Here is an 18771-nt window from a genome sequence, read left to right on the forward strand (position 1 = left end):
GCGGTATCAGAACCGGCGCAGCCAGCCGATCAGCGCATCCAGCAGGCGCTGCCTGGTGCGCGTATAGGGTGGGAAAAATGCCTTCACCAGCAACACGGCGCCGCCCCGCAGCATGGCGCGCTCGTGGGAAAACGCCTTGAAGCCATACCAGCCATGCGAATTACCGATGCCGGAATTGTTCGCACCGCCAAACGGCAGGCCCGTGTGCGCATATTGCTGCATGCAATGGTTGACCACCACGCTGCCCGAACTGGTGGCCTGCGTCACCCGGGCGATGGTGGGCTGGTGCGCACTCCATAAGTACAGCGCCAGCGGCTTGGGGCCCGCATTGATATGCGCCAGCACCTCGTCGATGGCGTCGAATGCCACCACTGGCAACACCGGGCCAAAGATTTCCTCCCGCGCCAACTGCGCGGCTGGCGGCACGTTGGCAAGCAGGGTCGGCGCCACATAACACGCCTCCGCGTCATGCCCGCCGCCCGCCACCACTTGCGCCCCCAGCCGGCGCGCATCGTCGATCAGCGCACCGATACGGCCCGCGTGGCGGGCATGGATCATGCGCGCCAGGTCGGGACTGGCCGCCACGTCGCCATCGGTTTTACCGTAGCGCGCAGCAATCAATTCACGGCAGCGCCGCAACAGTTCATCATGCACATTGCGCTGCACGAACAAGGTATCGGGCGCGACGCACGATTGCCCCGCGTTGAGCAGCTTGCCCCACATGATCACCTCAGCGGCGCGGCCCAGGTCGGCGCTGTCATCGACGATCACCGGCGACTTGCCGCCCAATTCCAGCGTGACCGACGCCAGGTGCCGCGCGGCCGCCGCCATCACCAGCTTGCCGACAGCAGGCGAGCCGGTAAAGAAAATGTGTTCGAACGGGCAATCCAGCAGCGCCTGCGCTGTCGCCACGGCGCCGTGGAGGACGGCGACTTCGTCGTCTTCGAACACAGCGGCCAGCATTTCGTCCAGTACGGCATTGACGGCGGGCGTGAATTCCGACGGTTTGATGATGACCGTGTTGCCCGCCGCCACGGCCGACACCAGCGGGCCGATGACGGTGGACACCGGATAATTCCAGGGCCCGATGATCAGGCAGCGTCCCTTTGGCTGGTACAGCACGCGCGCCGACGTGCCCAGCGTGGTGAGCGTGGGCGCCACGCGGCGCGGCCGCATCCATTGATGTAACCGGGAGACCGCCGCGTGGATTTCGTCCAGCACCGGCACCAGCTCGCTCAAGTCCACTTCGGCGGCCGGCTTGCCGAAGTCGCGCGCGAAGGCCGCGTGCAGCGCCGCGCGCCGCTCCAGCAACGCCGCCTGCAGCCGGCGCAGCTTGACGATACGCTGCGCCGCGGTCGAGTCCCGCAGCGCCAGCGCGCGCGGCCCCTGCGCGGCGAAGCATTGCGCGATCACGGCGGCCGGCGTTTCCCGCATCAGGGCGGCATTCATTTCGACCTCCCCGCGTGCCCGGCCCGGCACAACAACACCGTCACCAGCGCGGCAACGGCAAACGATGCGCTGACCGGCGGCACCGGCGCCGCATCCTCGCCATGGATCAGCAGCGACGCCACCAACGGACCGATGGCGCAGCCCAGCAACTGGGCAGCAGGCACCAGCATCGCGACCCGGCCGCCGGGATCGGCGCGGAACGCCAGCGCCACGTGGAATGGCATCAGGAACAGCCAGACGAAGCCGAAGACCGCGCACAGCAGCACAAATGCCGTGCTTTGGCCGGCGGGCAATAGCCCTATCGCGCCGGACACGGCCGCCAGCAGCGCAATCCCGGCGCCCAGTGTGCGCACCACGGCCAGTCTGCGGATCAGCACTACGGCGGCAACGCCGCCCAGCACCTGCGTCAGCAGCGCCATCGACACCACCGATTGCGTGGCTTGCGCATTGAGCCCGGCCGCCAGGCCCAGCGGTTCCAGATAGGCCCACAACGCGCCGATGGCAGACATTTGCAGGAACGCCGTCGCCAACGGTAAAACAGCCTGGACCGACCAGCTGAATTTGCCCGACGCCGGGGCCGGCAATGGCCGCAGCGCGTAAGGCAGGCACGGCGCGCACAATACCGCCAGCATGGCCAGCAACGCGAGCGCCTGGAATCCGGCTTGCCAGCCGCCATGCGGAATCACGCCCCAGGCCAGCCAGGCCGCCGCGGCCGACTGGCTGGCGGTCTGCACCACCATGAATACCGCCACCAGCCGGTCCGGTTTCGCGCTGCGCACGATCACACAGGTGGCGGCCCAGACCTGGATACCTTCCACCAGGCCCGCCGCCGCGCGCCACACGGCCAGTTCGATATCGCCATGGGCGCCGCAACTGCCGATGTCAAAGCCGGCGGCGGACAGCGCCGCCAGCACCGTCACGAGGCGATAGCGTGTCAGCGGCAACAAGCAGTCGCCCAGCGCCACACCCAGCCCCAGCGCCATGATTTCGGCCATGGCGACGACGCCCACGCCCTCCATCGACGCCGCGCCGCCGGCAACCAGTTCGCCCAGCAGGATCGGCTGCAAACCCAGTATCAGCAGGGCGGCCGATCCGGTCAGCAGCGCGGCGCCGGCTTGCCCGCTTGAATACTCCTGTGCAGTGACAATTTTCATGGTGTCGTCCCAAGTTAGTATGCGCTGCTCTCGACCGGCAGCTGGCCGCGCGCAAACGCCGCCGCGGCGTTACGCTGGTCCTTCGTCATGCGTCCATTCGCGACGTGCCGCACCAGCCACGGCAAGGGCTTGACCTTGCCCCCGGCCGCCACCGCCAGCACATACGCCTTGGCGCATTTTTCAAACAACTCGACATTCAGCGCCAGGCGATTGCTGGTGGTCCCCATGCACAGTGGCATATGGCGCCACAGCAGCGCATTGCCCCCGGTGCGCAGTGCGACGCCCAGCCGCTCGTCGCTGTCGGAGGCGGACGCCATCGGGCCGATATGGCGCGCCTGCTCGTCGAACACTTGCGGCAGCAACCCGCCGAAATCGGCCAGGCAGGCGCCAAAATCGCCGCCGCCCCACGCCACCGCGCCGACGCCGGGGCGCGCCGCATACACCTGCGCATGCAACCGCGCCATGCCGGCCGGCTGCGGGCCGCTCCATGGCGCCAGCAGCGGCGCGCGGTCGCCCACCGCGCCCACCCACATCGCCTCGCCGCCCGGGCAGCGCACCGACAGGCTGGCGCCCTGCCCGCCGAGCAAGCCTTTGGCCAGCAGACGGTCGCGCGTCCGCAGCCATTGCTCCCTGGTTTGCGTCTCCAATGGCATCTCCATGGCATCACACCAATTTGAAAACGTCTTCGAAACGGTTCAGCGCATCGTCGACCACGTCGTCGGTATCGGCCAGGCTGGTATAAATGCGGCTGCCCGCCAGCGTGATCAATCCATGCGCGGAATAGGCGGCGCCCATTTCCTCCATCATGTGCTTGCGCGCCTTCGCTTCGTCTTTCACGCGCCACAGCTTGTACAGGTTGCTGGTGTCCAGGAGCAGCACACCGGAAGTCTGCAAATGCACGATGGAACCCATGTTGTAAACCACGTAGGGCAAGCCCAGCCGGTCAATGATGCTTTCCAGGCCGCGCCGCAAACGGTCGCCCGCGCGGCCGGCCTTGCCCGCCGCGTCGGTGCGTTTGGCTTCCAGCAGCGCGTGATAACCGGCCACGCACGACAAAGGGTTGGCCGACAGCGTGCCGCCAACGAAGGCGCGCTTGGACGTGGTGCCGATGCCGCCAACCAGCATCATCATGACGTCGCGCCGCCCGCCGATCGCACCCGCCATCGGGTAGCCGCCGGCCAGGCATTTGCCCAGCACCGTGATATCCGGCATCACGTTGAAATAGGCTTGCGCACCACCGGGGCCGACACGGAAGCCCGTCACCACTTCATCGAAAATCAGCAAGGCGCCGAATTCATCGCACAGCGCCCGGACTTGCCGGTTGTAGTCGTGGTGCACGGGACGGGTACCGCTTTCCGGCCCCAGCGGTTCCAGCAGCACGGCGGCGGTGCCGCCGCGCAGGCGGTTCAGGCGCAACTTGCGGCGCAACGCTTCCAGGTCGTTGGGGTTACACTCCTGCGTGTGGGCCGTCGAGCCCTGCGGGATGCCGACCGCTTCCATCCGGCCGGTGCCGGGCAGGCGCATGCCGTAGACCAGTTGGTCGCTCCAGCCGTGGTACGCGCCGCCGATTTTAATGATCCATTTATTACCGGTATAGGCGCGCGCAAGGCGTACCGCCCCCATCACCGCCTCCGTGCCGGAGCCCAGCAAGCGCAGCATGTCCACGCCCGGCATATCCTGGCACACCAGCTCCGCCAGCTTGACTTCATATTCGTGCAGCAGGCCGGTCACCGGGCCGCACTGTTCCAGCACTTCGTTGACTTTCAGGCGCACCAGCGGGTCGTTGGAGCCCAGCAGGGTCGGTCCGCCGGCTTGCAGGAAGTCGATATAACGGTTGCCGTCGACGTCGGTCAAATGCGCCCCTTCGGCCCGCTCCATTGCCAGCGGAAACGGATGGTTGAAGGCCAGGTTATGCTGCACGCCGCCCGGGATCACGGTTTTCGCGGCCTCCGCCACCTTCTTCGAGCGCTGGCAGCGCTCATCGAAATAGCGCATGACCTTGGCCATGTTTTCCTTGCGGATCGGACGCATCGGCTGGCGCACCAGCGCATCGAAACGGCGGTACAGCGTGCCGGTGTCGGGCCATGCGGAAATCGCGGGCGCCGGCGGCGCGGAAGTGGCCGGCTTGCCGGCGGTCGACGGTTTCAGTTCGAGGGTTGCGTTCATGATTTTCCTTCCAGGGCAGTCAAAACTCGTTGCAAAGCGAAAGCGCGGTCCGGCCGGGCCGCCGCGCGCTGAGAAATACGGTGCGCCAGTTGCCGGCGCGCCAGGCGTTCCAGGTCATCGACGGCAGCCACCGCCGCTTCCACGCTGACGCCACAGCAAATCACGCCGTGGTTGCGCATCAGGTAGGCGTTGACGCCCGGCCGCACGGCGCGCCCGACCAGCCGCGTCAGCAGGCCTGATCCAGACGGCATATAGCCGACCATCGGGACGCCGTCTCCGGAGCGGGCGCCAGGTGGCGTGAGCGGCTCGCGCATCAGCGCCCAGGCGCTGGCCACCGGCTGGTGGGTATGGATGCTGCAGCGCACGTCGGGCCGCAACCGCAGCACGCGCGCATGCAGTCCGGTTTCAACCGATGGCGCGCGCTCGCCTTCCACCAGGTGCAGGTCGGCCAGACGCACCACGCAGACGTCGGCCGCACCCATCGCCAGGTAATCGGTGGCCGATGGCGTGACGGCAAAGTGGCCGGCATCGATACGCAGGGCGACGTTGCCGCCGGTGCCAGCCAGGTAGCCGCGCCGCGACAGGTCGACGCACAGGTCGACGATGCGCTGCCGTTCTTTATGGGCGAGCATGGGTGATTCCTTCCGTAGTGGGGTTGAGGCCGCGGTAAATCGGGGCCAGCTTGCGCCACAATTCCTTGAACACGGCAAAGCGATCGTCATACAGGCGGCGCAAACCGGACGATGGTTCATACACGCGCCGGTAGCGCTGCAGCGCCGGGATATCAGAGAAGCGCAGTGCGCCGGTGCCGACGGCGGCGATATAGGCGGCGCCGATGGCATTGGCTTCGATCGGGCTTTCCGCCTGGCGCACCGGCCGGCCCGTGACATCGGCCATGATCTGGCACCACAGCGCCGATTGCGCGCCGCCGCCGACCGCGGCGATCGGCCCGGTCGGCCGGCCCAGCGTTTTCTCGAACGGCTCCAGCATCCAGCGCGTATTGAAGGCGACGCCTTCCATGAACGCACGGATGATGTCTTCGCGGGTATGGTCCAGCGACAGGTTAACCAGGCCTGCGCGCAAGCTCGGGTCGTCAACCGGCGTGCGTTCGCCGAACAGCCAGGGCATGTAGATCAGCCCGCGGGAGCCCGGCGGCACCCGCGCCGCGATCACGTTCAGTACCTCATACACGTCGGGCCGCTCTTCGTCGCTCAGCAATTCGTCCGGGTGGAACAGGATCCGGTCGCGCAGGAACGACAGGTTGGCGCCCGCCGTCGATTGCAGCCCCATGGCCAGGTAGCGGCCGTCGACCGCGCAGGGCACCGAGGCGATCTTGCTGAACACATCGGTTTTCTTGAACGGCACGTGCGCGCCGATCCATGACGACGTGCCCAGGTACAGGTGCGGCGCGAAATCGGCCACCGCCGCGCCCACCGCCACCGCCGAAGTATCGGTGGCGCCGGCAACGACGACGGTATCGGCGGGCAGGCCCAGTTGCTCCGCCAGCTCCCGCCGCACGACGCCCAGCACGTCGGTCGACGCCACGATCTCCGGCAGCTTGGCGCGATCAACGCCCAGCATGCGGATCAGGCGGTCGTCATAGCGGATGCGGTTGGGATCGCGGTTATCCGTGACCCATGCCGTCAGGATGGAATCGCGCGTGGTGCAGCACTGGCCGCACAGGCGCAAATTCATGTAATCGAGCACGTTCAGGAACGCCGCGGTGCGCTCATAGCGCTGCGGTTCATGGTCGCGGATATACGCGATATGGCCCGCGCAATCCTTGCCTGACAACGCGGGCGCGCCACCGGTCAGGCGCAGCCAGCGCCACAGCTTGAGCGGACTGTAACCTTCGATGTTGAACAGCCGGCTGCGGGCGCGCCTGGCGATCGGCGCCGCGCCGCGCATGTCCAGCCACAGCATGGCGCGCCCCAGCGCATTGCCATGCGCATCCACGCACACCGTGCCTTCGGTCTGCGTTGAACAGCAGACGGCCGTGATGCGGCGGCGCATGCCGGCATCGGCGCACAGCCGGGATGCGGCGCGCAGGAAGGCTTGCCACCAGTCGTTCGGATCCTGCTCCGCCGCCATGCCATCGATGTGCAGCGGCACCGGCTCGAATGCCCAGGCCTCGACCTTGCCATCCAGGGTCACCAGCGCGCACTTGCAACCCGAGGTGCCCAGGTCCAGCGCCAGCACCAGCGGCGCGGCGCGGCCGGACTGTGTAGAAAAAGAAGTCATATAGCGCCCAAACTGGCTCAAAAACGGCGGGAAACGGACAGCACCAGCCGGCGATTGTCGGTGGCGCGCACGCGGTCGCCGTCCTGCACCATGTACAGCTCGCGCGCGCGGGTGCGGGTGGTGACAAAGTCCGCGTTCCACTCCATACCCCATTGCTTGCGCGTGACGCTGACGCGGTAATCGTTGAAACTGGCTTCGGCAAAGTTGGCCACCTGTTGACGGCCGGCGTGCAGGGTCAGCGTCGTGGCGGGCGCCAGCGCGAATTTGTAATCGATGTCGAACAGCAGCGAACCGCGCGAATTGCGGTCACCGCGCGCATAGCACGCCAGCGCCGCCGTCGGGTCCACGGCAAATTGCAGCATCGCGCCGCACACGCCGCCGGTATCCGCGCCACGGTATGTTTTCGAGACCACATCCAGCAGCCGCGCTTCCAGGGCGCCATACCCCACCTCCACCAGCGCGAAGCCGCTGTCATAGCGGGTGCTGCGCATGGCGCCCGGCGTAAACGTGTCCATATCGAAGCTGTGCGGCGCCTCGAATTTCGCGCCCGGAAAGAACTCCGCCGCCATGCCGGCGCCGAAATGCCAGGCTTCCGGATCGCCAAAACGGTAGCCGCCGGCCAGCGTGACGCCGACGCCATCGCCACCCAGGAATTGTTTTTTACTGACGCGCACGATATCGGCCACTGCCACCAGGCCGCTTTCATGGACCAGTTGCATGCCCAGTTTGACGGATGGCCGCATCAGGGAATCGGACACGCCGCGCGTGCGCTGCTCCGACAATACTTTGACGTCGGTTTCGAACTGGTACGTGGCTGTTTCGCGTTCGCCGGCCAGCGCCTGGGGCACGGCGCCGGCAATGCCGGCAATGATAGTGAAGGCGGCAATGGCTGGCGGGGTTGGGACTCGCATGGCGGCTTCCTTTGATCTGGTTGATTGGTTATTTTTTGCAGGCGGGTGTGGCAGGCAACGCGGCGAGCGGGGTCAACTGTTCGGTCTCGCCGAGGATTTCCACGCCGATAAAGGCGCGGATTTTCAGTACGCCATTGGCGGCGCGCACCACGCCCTTGTACGTCTTTTTATCGCGCGGGTCGTACACCCAGCCATCGCGCCATGCATCCTGCTCATAGCGGTTCAGTTGCACCACCTGGATGCCACAGGTATCAGCCGGCGTACCCGCATCCTTGTCCCACACGATGCGACCGCACAGCGCTGCCGGGCGGTCGGCACAGGCGGAAAATTCGATCACCGCATCTTTTTGCGCAGTCAGCCACAAGCCTTTGGCGTCTTCGGACGCGGCGCCGGCGCTGCCGTGCCATGCGCCCGCCAGCATGGCGCCGATCCACAGCGCCGGGAAAAACCGTTGCATTTGAAACATGTCACCTCCTGGTTTTCAACATTTTAAAAGATAGTGATGATTATCGTATAGCGATGACTATCGTTTTGCAACGACTTTTGACATGGCTGTGTCATAATTGACGCACCTTCACTACCGGCCTGACCCATGACTATCCGCGGCACCCCGCACGCCCCCAGTCTTGCGACAAAAAAAATGCCCGCGCAGCAGCGGGCGACGGAAACCTATGAATTGATCCTGGAAGTGGCGGCGCAATTGCTGGCCGATGTGGGCATCGAGCGTTTGTCAACCAATATGGTGTGTGAAAAGGCGGGCCTGACGCCGCCGGCGCTGTACCGCTATTTCCCCAACAAATATGCGCTGTTATGCGAACTGGGACAGCGCCTGATGCAGCGCCAGAATGAATTGATCCCGAAATGGATTACACCGGAAGCGCTGGCCGGCTCGGTGGAAGACCTGGAACAGGCGTTGGCCGGGCTGTTGCTCGACACCTACCGGGTGACCAATGAAACCACAGGCGGGGTCTGGATCCTGCGCGCGCTGCATGCGGTGCCGACCGTGCAAAAGGTACGGCTGGAATCGCACGGCAAGGTCACGGAAGAGCAGTCGGGCGTGCTGGTGGCGGCCTTCCCGCAAGTGCCGCCCGAAGAATTGCTGCTGGTGGGACGGATCGCGGTCGACATGATTTATGCCGGCGTCGAGTTACTGTTCGACGCGCCGCTGGAGCCGCAAGCGGTGGCGCAGGTGGTGGCGGCCATGGTGGCCAGCCAGTTGGCCAAGCTGCGTGGAGGCGTGGCGCCTGCCAGCCATCCATAAGGCGGCTGGTTAAAAGCGCTCCCGCAGCGGTACCGGATGTCATGCCGGCGGCCGGTCAGACGCGCCCTTGGACCGGACTGCAGCTCAATTGGACTGGCCCGGCACACGGCTAAATATGGAAAGTTTGCACCAGGCCCGCCAGGCTGCGGGCCTGGGCGGCCATCGCATCGGCCGATACGGCCACGCCATCAACCAAATCCGTATTGTGCCGCGTCACCGACTCCAACTGTTGAATCGTGCGCGCGACCTGGGCTATCCCCTCGGATTGCGCGGCGCTGGCCGTAACGATCTCATCCACAACGGCGCCAACCCCATCCGCCGAGGCGCGGATCGCGGCCATCGACTTGCCAGCCTCGGCCACCAGCACACTGCTGGCGGCTATGCTGGTGCCCGCGGCGCCGATCTTGCGCTTGGTCTCCCTTGCGGCATCGGCGGAACGCTGCGCCAGTTCACGCACGGCAGCCGCGACCACCGCCAGGCCCCGGCCTTGCTCCCCCGCGCGCGCCGCCTCGACGGCTGCGTTCAGCGCCAGCAGATTGGTCTGGAAAGCGATATCGTCAATGATCCCCACCGTCGAGGCGATGTCTTTCGTGCTATTGCCAATCGCCAGCATGGTGCTCACCACCTGGTCCACCACATTGCTGCCTGTATTGGCACTGGCCCGGGCTTGTTGCGCCAGGGCCAGGGCGGCGCCGGCACTGGCCTCGTTGGTGCGGACCATGCGCGCCAGGCTGGACACCGTAGCCGCCGTCCGTTCCAACGCCCGCCCCTGGCGTTCGGTACGCGCCCGCAAATCCGTGTTGCCGGCCGCCAGCTGGCTGGCCCCCTGCTCCACCACCTGCGCCGACGCGGCAATCTGGCGGATCGCGGACTGTACATTGGCGCGACAAGCGGTGATGGCGCGCTCCAGCAGCACCAGCCGGTAGCCGCCATGCCGCGCTTCCGGGGGGACCCGCAGGTCACCCACGCCAAACCGGCCCAGGTCGCCCAGCGCCCGGTCCAGCGGAGGGATGACGGAGCGGTACAGGGTCAAGCCCAGCACCGCGCAAGCCAGCATCCCCACCAGGTGGATGGCGGGCAGCAATTGTGGGGGAGCCACCAGCGGCAGCGCATGCAGCGCCGCCATCAGCAGAAAGGTCAATCTGAGCTTGGGCTTGAGTGGCAACCGCTGCCAGAAATGCAGCGGCCCGGACAGCTTTCCGCGGCCAGGTACGCCGCGCGCATCGCTCTGCTGGTTGATCATGGCGCCACCCGCTAGGCCGTCGCATTGGCAGCCAGCTCCGCGGGCTGCCGATCCCCGCATCGGTACAGCCGGTACAGGCACAAGGCGCAGATCATGGTCATGCCGCAAAATACCCACATGCCAAGGGCATATCCGCCCGCATACGCCCTGCTGAGGGGCAGGAAGGCCGCGCCACAGCCGGCGCCAAACTGGAACAGCGCGAAGATCAAACCATAGAGCCGGCCGAAGGACTTCATGCCGAAGAACGACTTCAGCAAATAGCTGAGTACATCGAACTCGGCCCCGAATACGAGGCCAAACAAGGCCGCCGCAATGAACACCAACGCATTGTTCACACCCAGCGCGTACAGGGCACAGGCGAGCGAGGCGCCCAGCACGAAGCCCATCATGACCAGCGCGGGCGCGAACCTGTCGATCAGGAAGCCGGTGATGACGCGGCCGATCAGCACGAACATGCCGTAGACGGACTGCACCAGCACCGCACGCGCCATTGGCACCCCGGCGTCGGCCAGCAGCGGCACCTGGTGTACCACCAGCGCTGTGTTGATAAAGCCCAGGATCAGGAAGGAAATGACAAGCAAGCGAAAGCGCTGGCTGCGCACCGCGTCGCCAAAAGCGGCGCCACTCTGGCCGGCGGTCCGGACCTGCGCGCCGGGCTGGCGCTCCCGCTCCCGGACGAACAGCCAGGCGGCAGGCAGGCTCACCGCCAGCGTCATGGCGCCCAGGCTGGCAAATGCGATACGCCAGCCATATGTATTGATCAGGAAACCGATCAAGAGGGGCAGCAGTACCCCGCCGATGCCGATGCCGGCGTTGGCGATGCCCAGCGCCAGCCCGAGACGGCCACTGAACCAGGTGCTTACGGTTTGCAGATAAGACAAGGGGAACAGGCCTATGCCCAGGATGGGCAGGATGATCCATGCCGCGTAATAAACCGCGTGCACCGGCGGCAGGAAGTACAGCATGGCCAGGCCCAGCGCAAACAGGGGTATGCACGGCAAGATGATCTTGCGCGGCCCGTAGCGGTCGGTCAGGTAGCCATGCAGGGGCGAGATCAGCATGATGGTGTAGGAAATGAACGTGCTGGCCAGCGCGATTTCTGTCCTGCTCCAGCCAAACTCCTGCTCCAGGGGGCGGATGAACAGCCCGAAGCTCAGCACGGCAATCGTGCTTGGCCCGAACACGAGCGCCACCATGGACGCCACGGCCACTATCCAGCCGGGATATCCCGGCCGGTTCTCCGGGACCGGCGCTATCCCGCCTGCCATTAACTTTTCCATCGAGTGTCTCCTGTCTTATTGTAACGATGCAGCGATGTGACGCTTAAATCGGCTTGGCCAGTTCCGCCAACGACGTTTCCAGCAACGCGGTGTGCACCGCCACCGGCGCGCAGGCGACTTCCAGGCGCCCCAGTTCCAGCGAATTCTCGACCACCATCCTGCAGCGCTCGAAGCGGCGCCGCATGAAGCAGGCCAGCGCCCCGGCCACGTCGGGCGTATTGCTGCACTCCTGCTGCAGCACCAGCGCGTCCTCGACCGCCAGGCCGGCGCCGGAGGCCAGCTGCGGCGTGGTGGCGTGCGCCGCATCGCCAATCAGGACAGCGCGGCCGTGGTACCACGGCTGTGGCACCAGGATGCCTTCCAGCGGGCGATAAACGATGCGCGACTGCGGCGACAGCCCCGCGCGGATCTCGGCCAGGACACCGCCATACCCCTCCATGAGTTGCCCGAGGCGCAGGTGCAATTCACTGTCGTCGAAGCGCAGCTTCTGCTCACTCGGGTGGAGCAGGAACATGTACATCTCGTCCCTGGAAACGGGATTGAGGCCGATCTTGACCGGACCGCCAAGGTAGAAGTGGCGCCGGTCGATCGCTGCGGGACGCGCCATCATCAGGCGCCAGCACGCCTGGCCGGTATAGCGGGGCTTGGGCGCCATTGGAAAGATCAAGTCGCGCACACGCGAGAACAGCCCATCGGCGCCCACCACCAGCGCGTAGCTGCCGGTACGGCCATCGGAGAAGCGGACATTGGCCTGGGAATCGGTCTGCTCCAGCGCGTCCACCGTCACGCCCAGCGCGACCTTCACGCCCAGGGCCAGCGTGCGCTCCGACAGGATGCGATGCAGCGTGGGACGCAGGATGCCGCCAGCGCCCGGCACCGCGCCGCCGTCCAGGCGCGGCGTCATCACCTGATGGCGGACTTCACCGTCCACGTCGCAGACATTGAGCCCTTCCGCCGTGTATCCGGCTTCGACCACCTGGTCCAGGATGCCAAGCGCCTTGAAGGCGCGCAGCGTCGGCCCGGTGATGGTGATGCCGGCGCCGTACACGCGCCATTGCGGATCCAGGTCGACCAGTTCCACTTCCGCCCCCGCGGAACGGAAGGCGATGGCGGCGGACATGCCGGCGATGCCACCGCCGACGACCAGTATGGGTTGTTTATTGAACATGTTTATTTCACTGTAAAGGACCGCGGCACCGCGCCGCCGAATGCTGCAACCTTACCGAAACACCGGCAACGTCCTTGCTTCGCTCTGCGTCCGGATTTGATCGGATGCGGCGTCGGCCTTTTCCTTGCGGACTATTGCCGGACTGCTGCATAATCGGCCAACGACGCATTAGAAATGGCGGACGGGTCATCCCCGGAACCAGCCATCACACGGGATACACCGGGGGGAGACATGATCGAAACTGAAACCTTTAGCACCGACGGTGCGCCGCACGAACGGCGCGCCCGCATGTTCCAGGAAAAAATGGATGCATTGTTTTCCATGGACCTGGCGGTGCAGACCACCAACCAGCAGCCGCTCCGTACCAGCATGTCGGCGTACAGCAGCAACCGCCTGCACTTCGCTGCCCTCCGCTTCTCTCCGCACTCGACCTCCTACGTGCGCAAACCCCCACAGCAGGCGTCGCGCCTGCTCGTCACCTTGCAGAAGGAAGGAATAGCGACGGTGGCGCAGGAGGGGCGCGAGAGCCGCGTCACCGCCGGCGACATTTTTGTGCTCGACCCGACCCGCCCCTTCCACATCGAGACCGGCGACATCCGCACCCACTCGGTCTACCTTCCGCGCGACCGCATGCGCCAGTTGGTGCCGAACATCGACGACTTGACCGCCATGACCATTCCCGGCTACGGCGGGCCGGGCGCCATGTTCCGCGCCGTCATGGACGAACTGTTCGACATGGTGCCGCAGCTGACCGACGACACGGCCGACCGCATCGCGGACCTGATTCCCAGCGTGCTGGCGACAGCGCTGACGGCGCTGGACCGTTCCGACACGATGATGCAGTCCCGGCTCAGGCAATTCCACCGCGAGCGGGTTTCGCAGTACATCCAGGACCATTTGAGCGACCCGGCGCTGGACGTGAACATGATCGCGACCGCCACCAACCTCTCTGCGCGCTATCTGTACCAGTTGTTTGACGACGAGACGGTGACCTTGATGAAAAGCGTCTGGAACCGCCGCCTGGAGAACTGCCGCCGCGAGCTGGGTTCGGCCGCACTGCGCAGCCGGACCATCGGTGAAATCGCCTACAGCTGGGGCTTCAGCGACGTCGCCCATTTCAGCCGCGCATTCCGCGAACGCTACCAGGTGTCGCCACGCGAGTTCCGCAAGCAGTCGCAGGCGCCAGACGCCTGACGCTGTTTTGACCAGGACTGGCCGGTTTATTGACTGGAATGGCATTGCCGCGTTTTTTGGTTGACCGGCGCGCGGCCGATACGCATGCTCGGCAAAGCAATCCTGCGTATTCCGATCCGCCACGCGCAAGCGCGGCGTCCCAGACCATGACGATACTGACCAACCCCGTAGTTCCCGGCGCCGGCGTGGCGCCGGTGGCCATTTGCGTCGCTCCCAACGGCGCACGCAAGACCCGCAGCGATCATCCTGCCCTGCCGATGAGCAGTGAAGACATGGTGCGAACAGCGCTAGCCTGCGCGGAGGCCGGCGCCACCGCCTTGCATTTGCATGTGCGCGACGACAAAGGCGGACATAGCCTGGACGTACAGCGCTACCGGGAAGTCTTGCGCGCACTCGATGCCGCGCTCGGCCAACGCCTGCTGGTCCAGGTCACCACCGAAGCGGTTGGCATCTACCAGCCTGAGCAGCAGCGCGCGTTGCTGCGCGAACTGCACCCACAGGCCGCTTCCGTAGCGCTGCGTGAACTGATCCCTGACAAGTCGCATGAACAGGCCAGCGGCGACCTGTTCCACTGGGCCATGCGGCAAGGTGTAGCCCTGCAATACATCCTCTATAGCGCGGAGGACGCCGCCAGGTTCAGGCAACTGGTACGCAGCGGCGTGGTGCCGCACGCGCGCCCGCATGCCCTGTTTGTGCTGGGGCGCTACACGGCAGGCCAGCAATCCGAGGCGACCGGCTTGCTGCCGTTCCTGCACGAATGGCCAAGCGACTGGCCATGGTCGGCCTGCGCGTTTGGCGTCGCGGAAGCGCGCTGCATGGCCGCCGCCATCGCGCTTGGCGGCCATGTTCGGATAGGCTTCGAAAACAATGTCCATCTGCCCGATGGCAGCGTGGCCGACGGCAACGCCGATCTGGTGCGTAACGTTGCCGCCATTGCGATGGGCACCGGCAGGCCGCTGGCGTCCGCCGCTGAAACCCGCGCCCTCTACGGCGCCTGAACCCCGCCCGGGTCTTCGACCGCGAAGCGGTACGCCGTCACCATGTCCGGCGGCGCACCATCCGCAAACACTGCCCGCAAGCTGTTCTGGCGAGGAACCACCAGCTTGCCGAGGTGCCCGGAAAGCGCCAGCGCGGTGCTGACGAAACTGAAGCGCGCCGTCGCGTGCCGCCGGGCCTTCAATAGGACGTAGATCACGCCGTCAGCCCGGCTATAGGCGAACACATGGCCCGCACCTTCCCCCACTTCGAACCGGGCGCTCGCCGCCAGGCCCAAAGCGGCTTGCAGGGCATGCCGATAGCGCTGCAATTCGCCCTCCTCGCGCGGCCCGGCGCTGCCATCAACATGCATGCTCATCTTTCCTCCGCCATCAGTTCTCCGAGCCAATGTAGTTGGCGCCACCGTGCTGGTCAACCGCCATCACGCAAACAGCCGGGCGAGACAAAACACTACGCACACAGGGTCAACAACCAGCTCAGGGGCGGGCATGTTCCCTGCACACCCCCGCCTACAATTTTCCTCATTGCTGCGTCGGCATCCGCCGCGCGCTGAAATCGAAGGAGAAACCTTGAACACTGCAGCGAACACGGGCGCCGTCAGCGGCCGGCCGAAAACCCTGGAAGAAACCAAAGCCTGGATGCGCGCCAAGCTGGCGGCGCGCGCCCACCCCATGAATGCGGTGGCCCCCGAAGATGCACTGCCCCTGATCGACAGCCTTGCCGGACTGGACGGCGCAAGCTGGGCCGCCGTGTGGGGCGGCGCCGGCGACGCCGCCCTGGCGCAGGCCGAAGCGGCTGAACGCACCAGCGGCGCCGTGGCGGCATCAGCGCTGTACATGCGCGCCAGCGGCTTGTATTTCATGGGCCGGTTCCCCTGCCCTAACCATCCTGACAAGCTGCGTTGCGCGGAAATGGAGCGCAAGACCTACCTGCTCGCCGCCCGCGCGTGGGAAACGCCAGTGCGTCAAGTGCGCATCCCCTTCACCGGCCGCGAGGGCGAAGGTAATGAGGTGGTGGTCCTGTACCGCCGTCCCAAGTATGTGCCACGTCCGCCAGTGGTGGTGATGTGGGGCGGCGTCGACGCCTGGAAGGAACAGATGACCGGCGCCAGCGACGCCTTCCTGGCCCGCGGCATCGCCACCATCGCCATGGATAACGCCGGCACCGGGGAGTCGCCGGTGCGGGGCGTACAGGATGCGGAGCGCCAGTTCCTGGCCGTGTTCGCCTGGGCCGCGGCCCAGGACGACTTGCAGGCGAAGCGGGTCGGTTGCCTCGGTCGGTCGTTCGGCGGCTACTGGGCCACCAAGCTGGCCCACACCAACCCGGAATTGATCGCCGGCGCGGTCAACTGGGGCGGCGGTGCGCACCACATGTTCCAGCCAGGCTGGGTGGAAGCCTCGCGCTATCCCGACAGCTACCTGATGGAACTGGTCGAAACCCGCTGCCGCATGCTGGGCGCGGCCAACGACGAGCAATACATCGAAGGGTTCCGCCGCCTGTCGCTGCTCGACCAGGGTTTGCTGGACAAGCCGAGCGCCCCGCTGCTGCTGGTGAACGGCAAGGAGGACCGCCAGTGTCCGATCGACGACGTGCACCTGCTGACCGAACATGGAACACCCAAGCACGTCCGCCTGTTCCCGGGTGGGCACATGGGCCATACCCCCCAGACTTTGCCGACCATCGTCAACTGGCTGGCGGCACGCGTGCAAGAAGGAGTGCAGCCATGACCGCCCGCAACTGGCGCCAGGACATGCCCACCCCGCAAGCCTATTGGATGAACAAGGTGCTCTACGATATCCACCACAAGCCGGCCGAACTGGAGCGCTACCGGCGCGACCCGGCCGCGTACGTCGCCGCGCTGCCTCTGGAACCTGCACTGCAGGCCGCCATCAGCAACGACGACATCGGCGCCATGTACCTGAACGGCGTCAGTCCCTACCTGCTGCGCGCCCATTGCCTGGGCATGCGCATTCCGGAGGAAGTGTTCCTGTCGTCCCTGCGCGCGCTGGCGGAGGTGGCCCATGGCTAAGCTTGTCAGTGTGCACGCCGTCAGCCACGTCCCGTCCATGGTCAACTTCCCTGGCGCGATCGGCGAGGAAGACCGCCTGGAAATCTACGCCGCCTTCAAGCAGGTCGGCTCGGAGATCCTGGCCGCCAGGCCGGACGTGGTGATCGTGGTATCGGACGACCACCTGCACAACTTCTTCCTCGACAACCTGCCGGCCTTCTGCATCGGCGCCGCCGACCGCTATCCGACACCGGTCGAACACTGGCTCAAGGTGGAGAAATCGGTGCTGACGGGCGACGCGTCGCTGGGCGCCCACCTGCTGGGCGAAGCGCTGCAGCATGATTTCGACCCGGCGCTGTCGATGAACCTGACCCTGGACCACGGCACCATCGTACCGCTGGTACTGGCGGGCATGGAAGCGGTGCCGGTGGTGCCGCTGCTGGTCAACTGCGTGCAACCACCGCTGCCCACCATGCGCCGCTGCCTTCAACTCGGCAAGGCGATCGGCGCGGCGGTGCGCAGCTACCAGGGCGCGCAGCGGGTGGCGCTGCTGGCAACGGGAGGCATCAGCCATGACGTGGCGACCCCGCGCATGGGCATGGTCAATGAAAGCTTCGATCGCACCTTCCTGCAACACCTTGCCGGCGGCAACGAGGCCGCGCTGACGGACTATGCCGCCAACCATGTCAACGAGGCGGGCAATGGCGCCGAAGAAATCCGCAATTGGCTGGTGGCCCACGGCGCCGCGGGCGGCGCCCCGGCCGAAACCATCCTCTACAAGCCGATGCCGGCCTGGTTCACCGGTATCGGCCTGGTGCGCTGGCGCGTCGATGGCGAGGAGGCGGCATGAGCCGGCTGCATAGCCAGTTGCTGGGGCCTGACGGTGCGCCTGTCGTGGTGCTGCTGCATTCGCTGGCGACCTCCTCCGAGCTGTGGTCGCCACAGCTGGCGGTATGGCGCCGCAGCCTGCGCCTGCTGCTGATCGACCTGCCGGGCCATGGCGCCAGCGCTGCGCTGCCAGGAGGTGGCAGCATGGCCGGCTACGCCGCGGCGGTGGCGGCCGAACTGGACCGCCACGGCGTCGAGCAGGCGGCCTTGCTTGGCCTGTCGCTGGGTTCCATGGTGGCGCAAGCCTTTGCGCTGGCCTATCCGGCGCGCTGCCGCGCACTGGTGCTGGCGCACGGCGCCGCCGCCACCAACGCTGCCTTGCGCGATGTCTGGCAAGAGCGCATTGCCGCCTTCCGCGAGGGCGGCTACGCGAGCGTGGCGCCAGCCACGATCGCGCGCTGGTTCACACCCCGCTTCGTGCGCAACGCCCCGCTGACCATGGCGTGGATCCAGGACCTGATTACCGCCACCAGTGCGCAGGGCTACGTCGATGCGATCCAGGCCATCCAGGCGCTCGATCACAGCGACCGGCTGGCGGCGATCAGTTGCCCGACGCTGGTCATCGCAGGCGAACACGACGCGGCCCTGCCGCCAGCGGCGGGACAAGCCATCGCCACTGCCATCCCGCACGCCCGCTTCGCATTGTTGGAAGGGGCGGCACACCTGGGCAATGTCGAACAGCCGACCGCCTTCACCGAGTTGGCCGGGGCTTTCCTGCACAGTGTCCTGCTGCCAGGCGTCCATGCGCCGCCTGGCGCGCAGGCCTGAGACCGTAACGCTTGCCGCCTCGTGCGGCAATTTTTTTGGCGCTG

The 18771-nt window shown here is 66.2% G+C and carries 19 protein-coding genes; 7 read left to right on the forward strand and 12 right to left on the reverse strand.

The features are described from left to right. Window positions 1-6 precede the first annotated feature (6 nt). From GJ700_RS01690 to GJ700_RS01725, 8 genes are read right to left on the reverse strand one after another with little or no spacing between them, the layout of a single operon-like run. Complete coding sequence (locus tag GJ700_RS01690) at window positions 7-1449, reverse strand: aldehyde dehydrogenase family protein (protein ID WP_154370908.1); 1443 nt, start codon at window positions 1447-1449, stop codon at window positions 7-9. After that, window positions 1446-2603, reverse strand: coding sequence for an MFS transporter (locus GJ700_RS01695; protein WP_154370909.1), 1158 nt, complete (start codon window positions 2601-2603; stop codon window positions 1446-1448). The genes GJ700_RS01690 and GJ700_RS01695 overlap by 4 nt, the downstream gene beginning before the upstream one ends. Window positions 2604-2617: 14 nt before the next feature. Beyond that, window positions 2618-3262, reverse strand: a complete 645-nt coding sequence (locus GJ700_RS01700) for a class II aldolase/adducin family protein (RefSeq protein ID WP_229506732.1) — start codon at window positions 3260-3262, stop codon at window positions 2618-2620. A 4-nt stretch (window positions 3263-3266) separates the two neighbouring features. Further along, window positions 3267-4769: an aspartate aminotransferase family protein gene (locus tag GJ700_RS01705; protein WP_154370910.1), complete on the reverse strand. Its 1503-nt coding sequence runs from the start codon at window positions 4767-4769 to the stop codon at window positions 3267-3269. Beyond that, window positions 4766-5401, reverse strand: a complete 636-nt coding sequence (locus GJ700_RS01710; RefSeq protein ID WP_154370911.1) for a class II aldolase/adducin family protein — start codon at window positions 5399-5401, stop codon at window positions 4766-4768. Before GJ700_RS01710 ends, GJ700_RS01705 begins: the two co-directional genes overlap by 4 nt. Next, on the reverse strand, window positions 5388-7010 hold the full coding sequence (locus GJ700_RS01715; protein ID WP_154370912.1) for a xylulokinase: 1623 nt from the start codon (window positions 7008-7010) through the stop codon (window positions 5388-5390). The genes GJ700_RS01710 and GJ700_RS01715 overlap by 14 nt, the downstream gene beginning before the upstream one ends. 17 nt (window positions 7011-7027) lie before the next feature. Next, a complete protein-coding gene (locus GJ700_RS01720) occupies window positions 7028-7921 on the reverse strand; it encodes a TorF family putative porin (RefSeq protein ID WP_154370913.1) in 894 nt (297 codons plus the stop codon). Between the two features lie 28 nt (window positions 7922-7949). Beyond that, complete coding sequence (locus GJ700_RS01725; RefSeq protein ID WP_229506733.1) at window positions 7950-8387, reverse strand: DUF2147 domain-containing protein; 438 nt, start codon at window positions 8385-8387, stop codon at window positions 7950-7952. A gap of 174 nt (window positions 8388-8561) precedes the next feature. Between GJ700_RS01725 and GJ700_RS01730 the strand changes: the two genes are divergently transcribed. Further along, complete coding sequence (locus tag GJ700_RS01730) at window positions 8562-9182, forward strand: TetR/AcrR family transcriptional regulator (RefSeq protein WP_229506734.1); 621 nt, start codon at window positions 8562-8564, stop codon at window positions 9180-9182. A gap of 109 nt (window positions 9183-9291) precedes the next feature. On the opposite strand, the gene GJ700_RS01735 is transcribed toward GJ700_RS01730, so the two are convergent. The 3 genes from GJ700_RS01735 to GJ700_RS01745 are packed head-to-tail and all read right to left on the reverse strand — an operon-like array spanning window position 9292 to window position 12873. Next, the gene (locus GJ700_RS01735) at window positions 9292-10425 is read right to left on the reverse strand and encodes a methyl-accepting chemotaxis protein (protein ID WP_154370915.1); all 1134 of its coding nucleotides are present in this window, start codon (window positions 10423-10425) and stop codon (window positions 9292-9294) included. A gap of 11 nt (window positions 10426-10436) precedes the next feature. Continuing rightward, on the reverse strand, window positions 10437-11705 hold the full coding sequence (locus GJ700_RS01740; protein ID WP_154370916.1) for an MFS transporter: 1269 nt from the start codon (window positions 11703-11705) through the stop codon (window positions 10437-10439). A 43-nt stretch (window positions 11706-11748) separates the two neighbouring features. Further along, window positions 11749-12873 (reverse strand): FAD-dependent oxidoreductase, encoded by a 1125-nt coding sequence (locus tag GJ700_RS01745; RefSeq protein ID WP_154370917.1) that lies wholly within the window; start codon window positions 12871-12873, stop codon window positions 11749-11751. A gap of 231 nt (window positions 12874-13104) precedes the next feature. On the opposite strand from GJ700_RS01745, the gene GJ700_RS01750 reads away from it, so the two are divergent. Both GJ700_RS01750 and GJ700_RS01755 read left to right on the forward strand, forming a co-directional pair. Then, window positions 13105-14067, forward strand: coding sequence for a helix-turn-helix domain-containing protein (locus GJ700_RS01750; protein WP_195763743.1), 963 nt, complete (start codon window positions 13105-13107; stop codon window positions 14065-14067). 146 nt (window positions 14068-14213) lie between these two features. After that, window positions 14214-15065 (forward strand): beta-keto acid cleavage family enzyme, encoded by an 852-nt coding sequence (locus tag GJ700_RS01755; protein ID WP_154370919.1) that lies wholly within the window; start codon window positions 14214-14216, stop codon window positions 15063-15065. Here the strand turns inward: GJ700_RS01755 and GJ700_RS01760 are convergent. Next, a complete protein-coding gene (locus GJ700_RS01760) occupies window positions 15053-15421 on the reverse strand; it encodes a hypothetical protein (protein ID WP_154370920.1) in 369 nt (122 codons plus the stop codon). The two genes, GJ700_RS01755 and GJ700_RS01760, sit on opposite strands and share 13 nt — an antisense overlap. Before the next feature lie 211 nt (window positions 15422-15632). On the opposite strand from GJ700_RS01760, the gene GJ700_RS01765 reads away from it, so the two are divergent. Genes GJ700_RS01765 through GJ700_RS01780 form a run of 4 tightly spaced genes read left to right on the forward strand, consistent with a single transcriptional unit; the run spans window position 15633 to window position 18727 of the window. Then, complete coding sequence (locus tag GJ700_RS01765; protein ID WP_229506735.1) at window positions 15633-16790, forward strand: alpha/beta hydrolase family protein; 1158 nt, start codon at window positions 15633-15635, stop codon at window positions 16788-16790. Then, window positions 16787-17092, forward strand: coding sequence for a subunit of meta cleavage enzyme (locus GJ700_RS01770; protein ID WP_154370922.1), 306 nt, complete (start codon window positions 16787-16789; stop codon window positions 17090-17092). Before GJ700_RS01765 ends, GJ700_RS01770 begins: the two co-directional genes overlap by 4 nt. Continuing rightward, the gene (locus GJ700_RS01775; RefSeq protein WP_154370923.1) at window positions 17085-17921 is read left to right on the forward strand and encodes a DODA-type extradiol aromatic ring-opening family dioxygenase; all 837 of its coding nucleotides are present in this window, start codon (window positions 17085-17087) and stop codon (window positions 17919-17921) included. The genes GJ700_RS01770 and GJ700_RS01775 overlap by 8 nt, the downstream gene beginning before the upstream one ends. Continuing rightward, complete coding sequence (locus GJ700_RS01780) at window positions 17918-18727, forward strand: alpha/beta fold hydrolase (RefSeq protein WP_154370924.1); 810 nt, start codon at window positions 17918-17920, stop codon at window positions 18725-18727. The genes GJ700_RS01775 and GJ700_RS01780 overlap by 4 nt, the downstream gene beginning before the upstream one ends. The last annotated feature ends 44 nt before the right edge of the window (window positions 18728-18771 follow it).

This window comes from Pseudoduganella rivuli (assembly GCF_009674485.1).
Classification (GTDB): domain Bacteria; phylum Pseudomonadota; class Gammaproteobacteria; order Burkholderiales; family Burkholderiaceae_D; genus Rugamonas; species Rugamonas rivuli_B.

Excerpts from the sequence above, each read along its gene's own strand:
- GJ700_RS01690 (WP_154370908.1), bottom strand. The coding sequence starts at position 1,449 with ATGAATGCCGCCCTGATGCGGGAAACGCCGGCCGCCGTGATCGCGCAA.
- GJ700_RS01695 (WP_154370909.1), bottom strand. The coding sequence starts at position 2,603 with ATGAAAATTGTCACTGCACAGGAGTATTCAAGCGGGCAAGCCGGCGCC.
- GJ700_RS01700 (WP_229506732.1), bottom strand. The coding sequence starts at position 3,262 with ATGGAGATGCCATTGGAGACGCAAACCAGGGAGCAATGGCTGCGGACG.
- GJ700_RS01705 (WP_154370910.1), bottom strand. The coding sequence starts at position 4,769 with ATGAACGCAACCCTCGAACTGAAACCGTCGACCGCCGGCAAGCCGGCC.
- GJ700_RS01710 (WP_154370911.1), bottom strand. The coding sequence starts at position 5,401 with ATGCTCGCCCATAAAGAACGGCAGCGCATCGTCGACCTGTGCGTCGAC.
- GJ700_RS01715 (WP_154370912.1), bottom strand. The coding sequence starts at position 7,010 with ATGACTTCTTTTTCTACACAGTCCGGCCGCGCCGCGCCGCTGGTGCTG.
- GJ700_RS01720 (WP_154370913.1), bottom strand. The coding sequence starts at position 7,921 with ATGCGAGTCCCAACCCCGCCAGCCATTGCCGCCTTCACTATCATTGCC.
- GJ700_RS01725 (WP_229506733.1), bottom strand. The coding sequence starts at position 8,387 with ATGTTTCAAATGCAACGGTTTTTCCCGGCGCTGTGGATCGGCGCCATG.
- GJ700_RS01730 (WP_229506734.1), top strand. The coding sequence starts at position 8,562 with ATGCCCGCGCAGCAGCGGGCGACGGAAACCTATGAATTGATCCTGGAA.
- GJ700_RS01735 (WP_154370915.1), bottom strand. The coding sequence starts at position 10,425 with ATGATCAACCAGCAGAGCGATGCGCGCGGCGTACCTGGCCGCGGAAAG.
- GJ700_RS01740 (WP_154370916.1), bottom strand. The coding sequence starts at position 11,705 with ATGGAAAAGTTAATGGCAGGCGGGATAGCGCCGGTCCCGGAGAACCGG.
- GJ700_RS01745 (WP_154370917.1), bottom strand. The coding sequence starts at position 12,873 with ATGTTCAATAAACAACCCATACTGGTCGTCGGCGGTGGCATCGCCGGC.
- GJ700_RS01750 (WP_195763743.1), top strand. The coding sequence starts at position 13,105 with ATGATCGAAACTGAAACCTTTAGCACCGACGGTGCGCCGCACGAACGG.
- GJ700_RS01755 (WP_154370919.1), top strand. The coding sequence starts at position 14,214 with ATGACGATACTGACCAACCCCGTAGTTCCCGGCGCCGGCGTGGCGCCG.
- GJ700_RS01760 (WP_154370920.1), bottom strand. The coding sequence starts at position 15,421 with ATGAGCATGCATGTTGATGGCAGCGCCGGGCCGCGCGAGGAGGGCGAA.
- GJ700_RS01770 (WP_154370922.1), top strand. The coding sequence starts at position 16,787 with ATGACCGCCCGCAACTGGCGCCAGGACATGCCCACCCCGCAAGCCTAT.
- GJ700_RS01775 (WP_154370923.1), top strand. The coding sequence starts at position 17,085 with ATGGCTAAGCTTGTCAGTGTGCACGCCGTCAGCCACGTCCCGTCCATG.
- GJ700_RS01780 (WP_154370924.1), top strand. The coding sequence starts at position 17,918 with ATGAGCCGGCTGCATAGCCAGTTGCTGGGGCCTGACGGTGCGCCTGTC.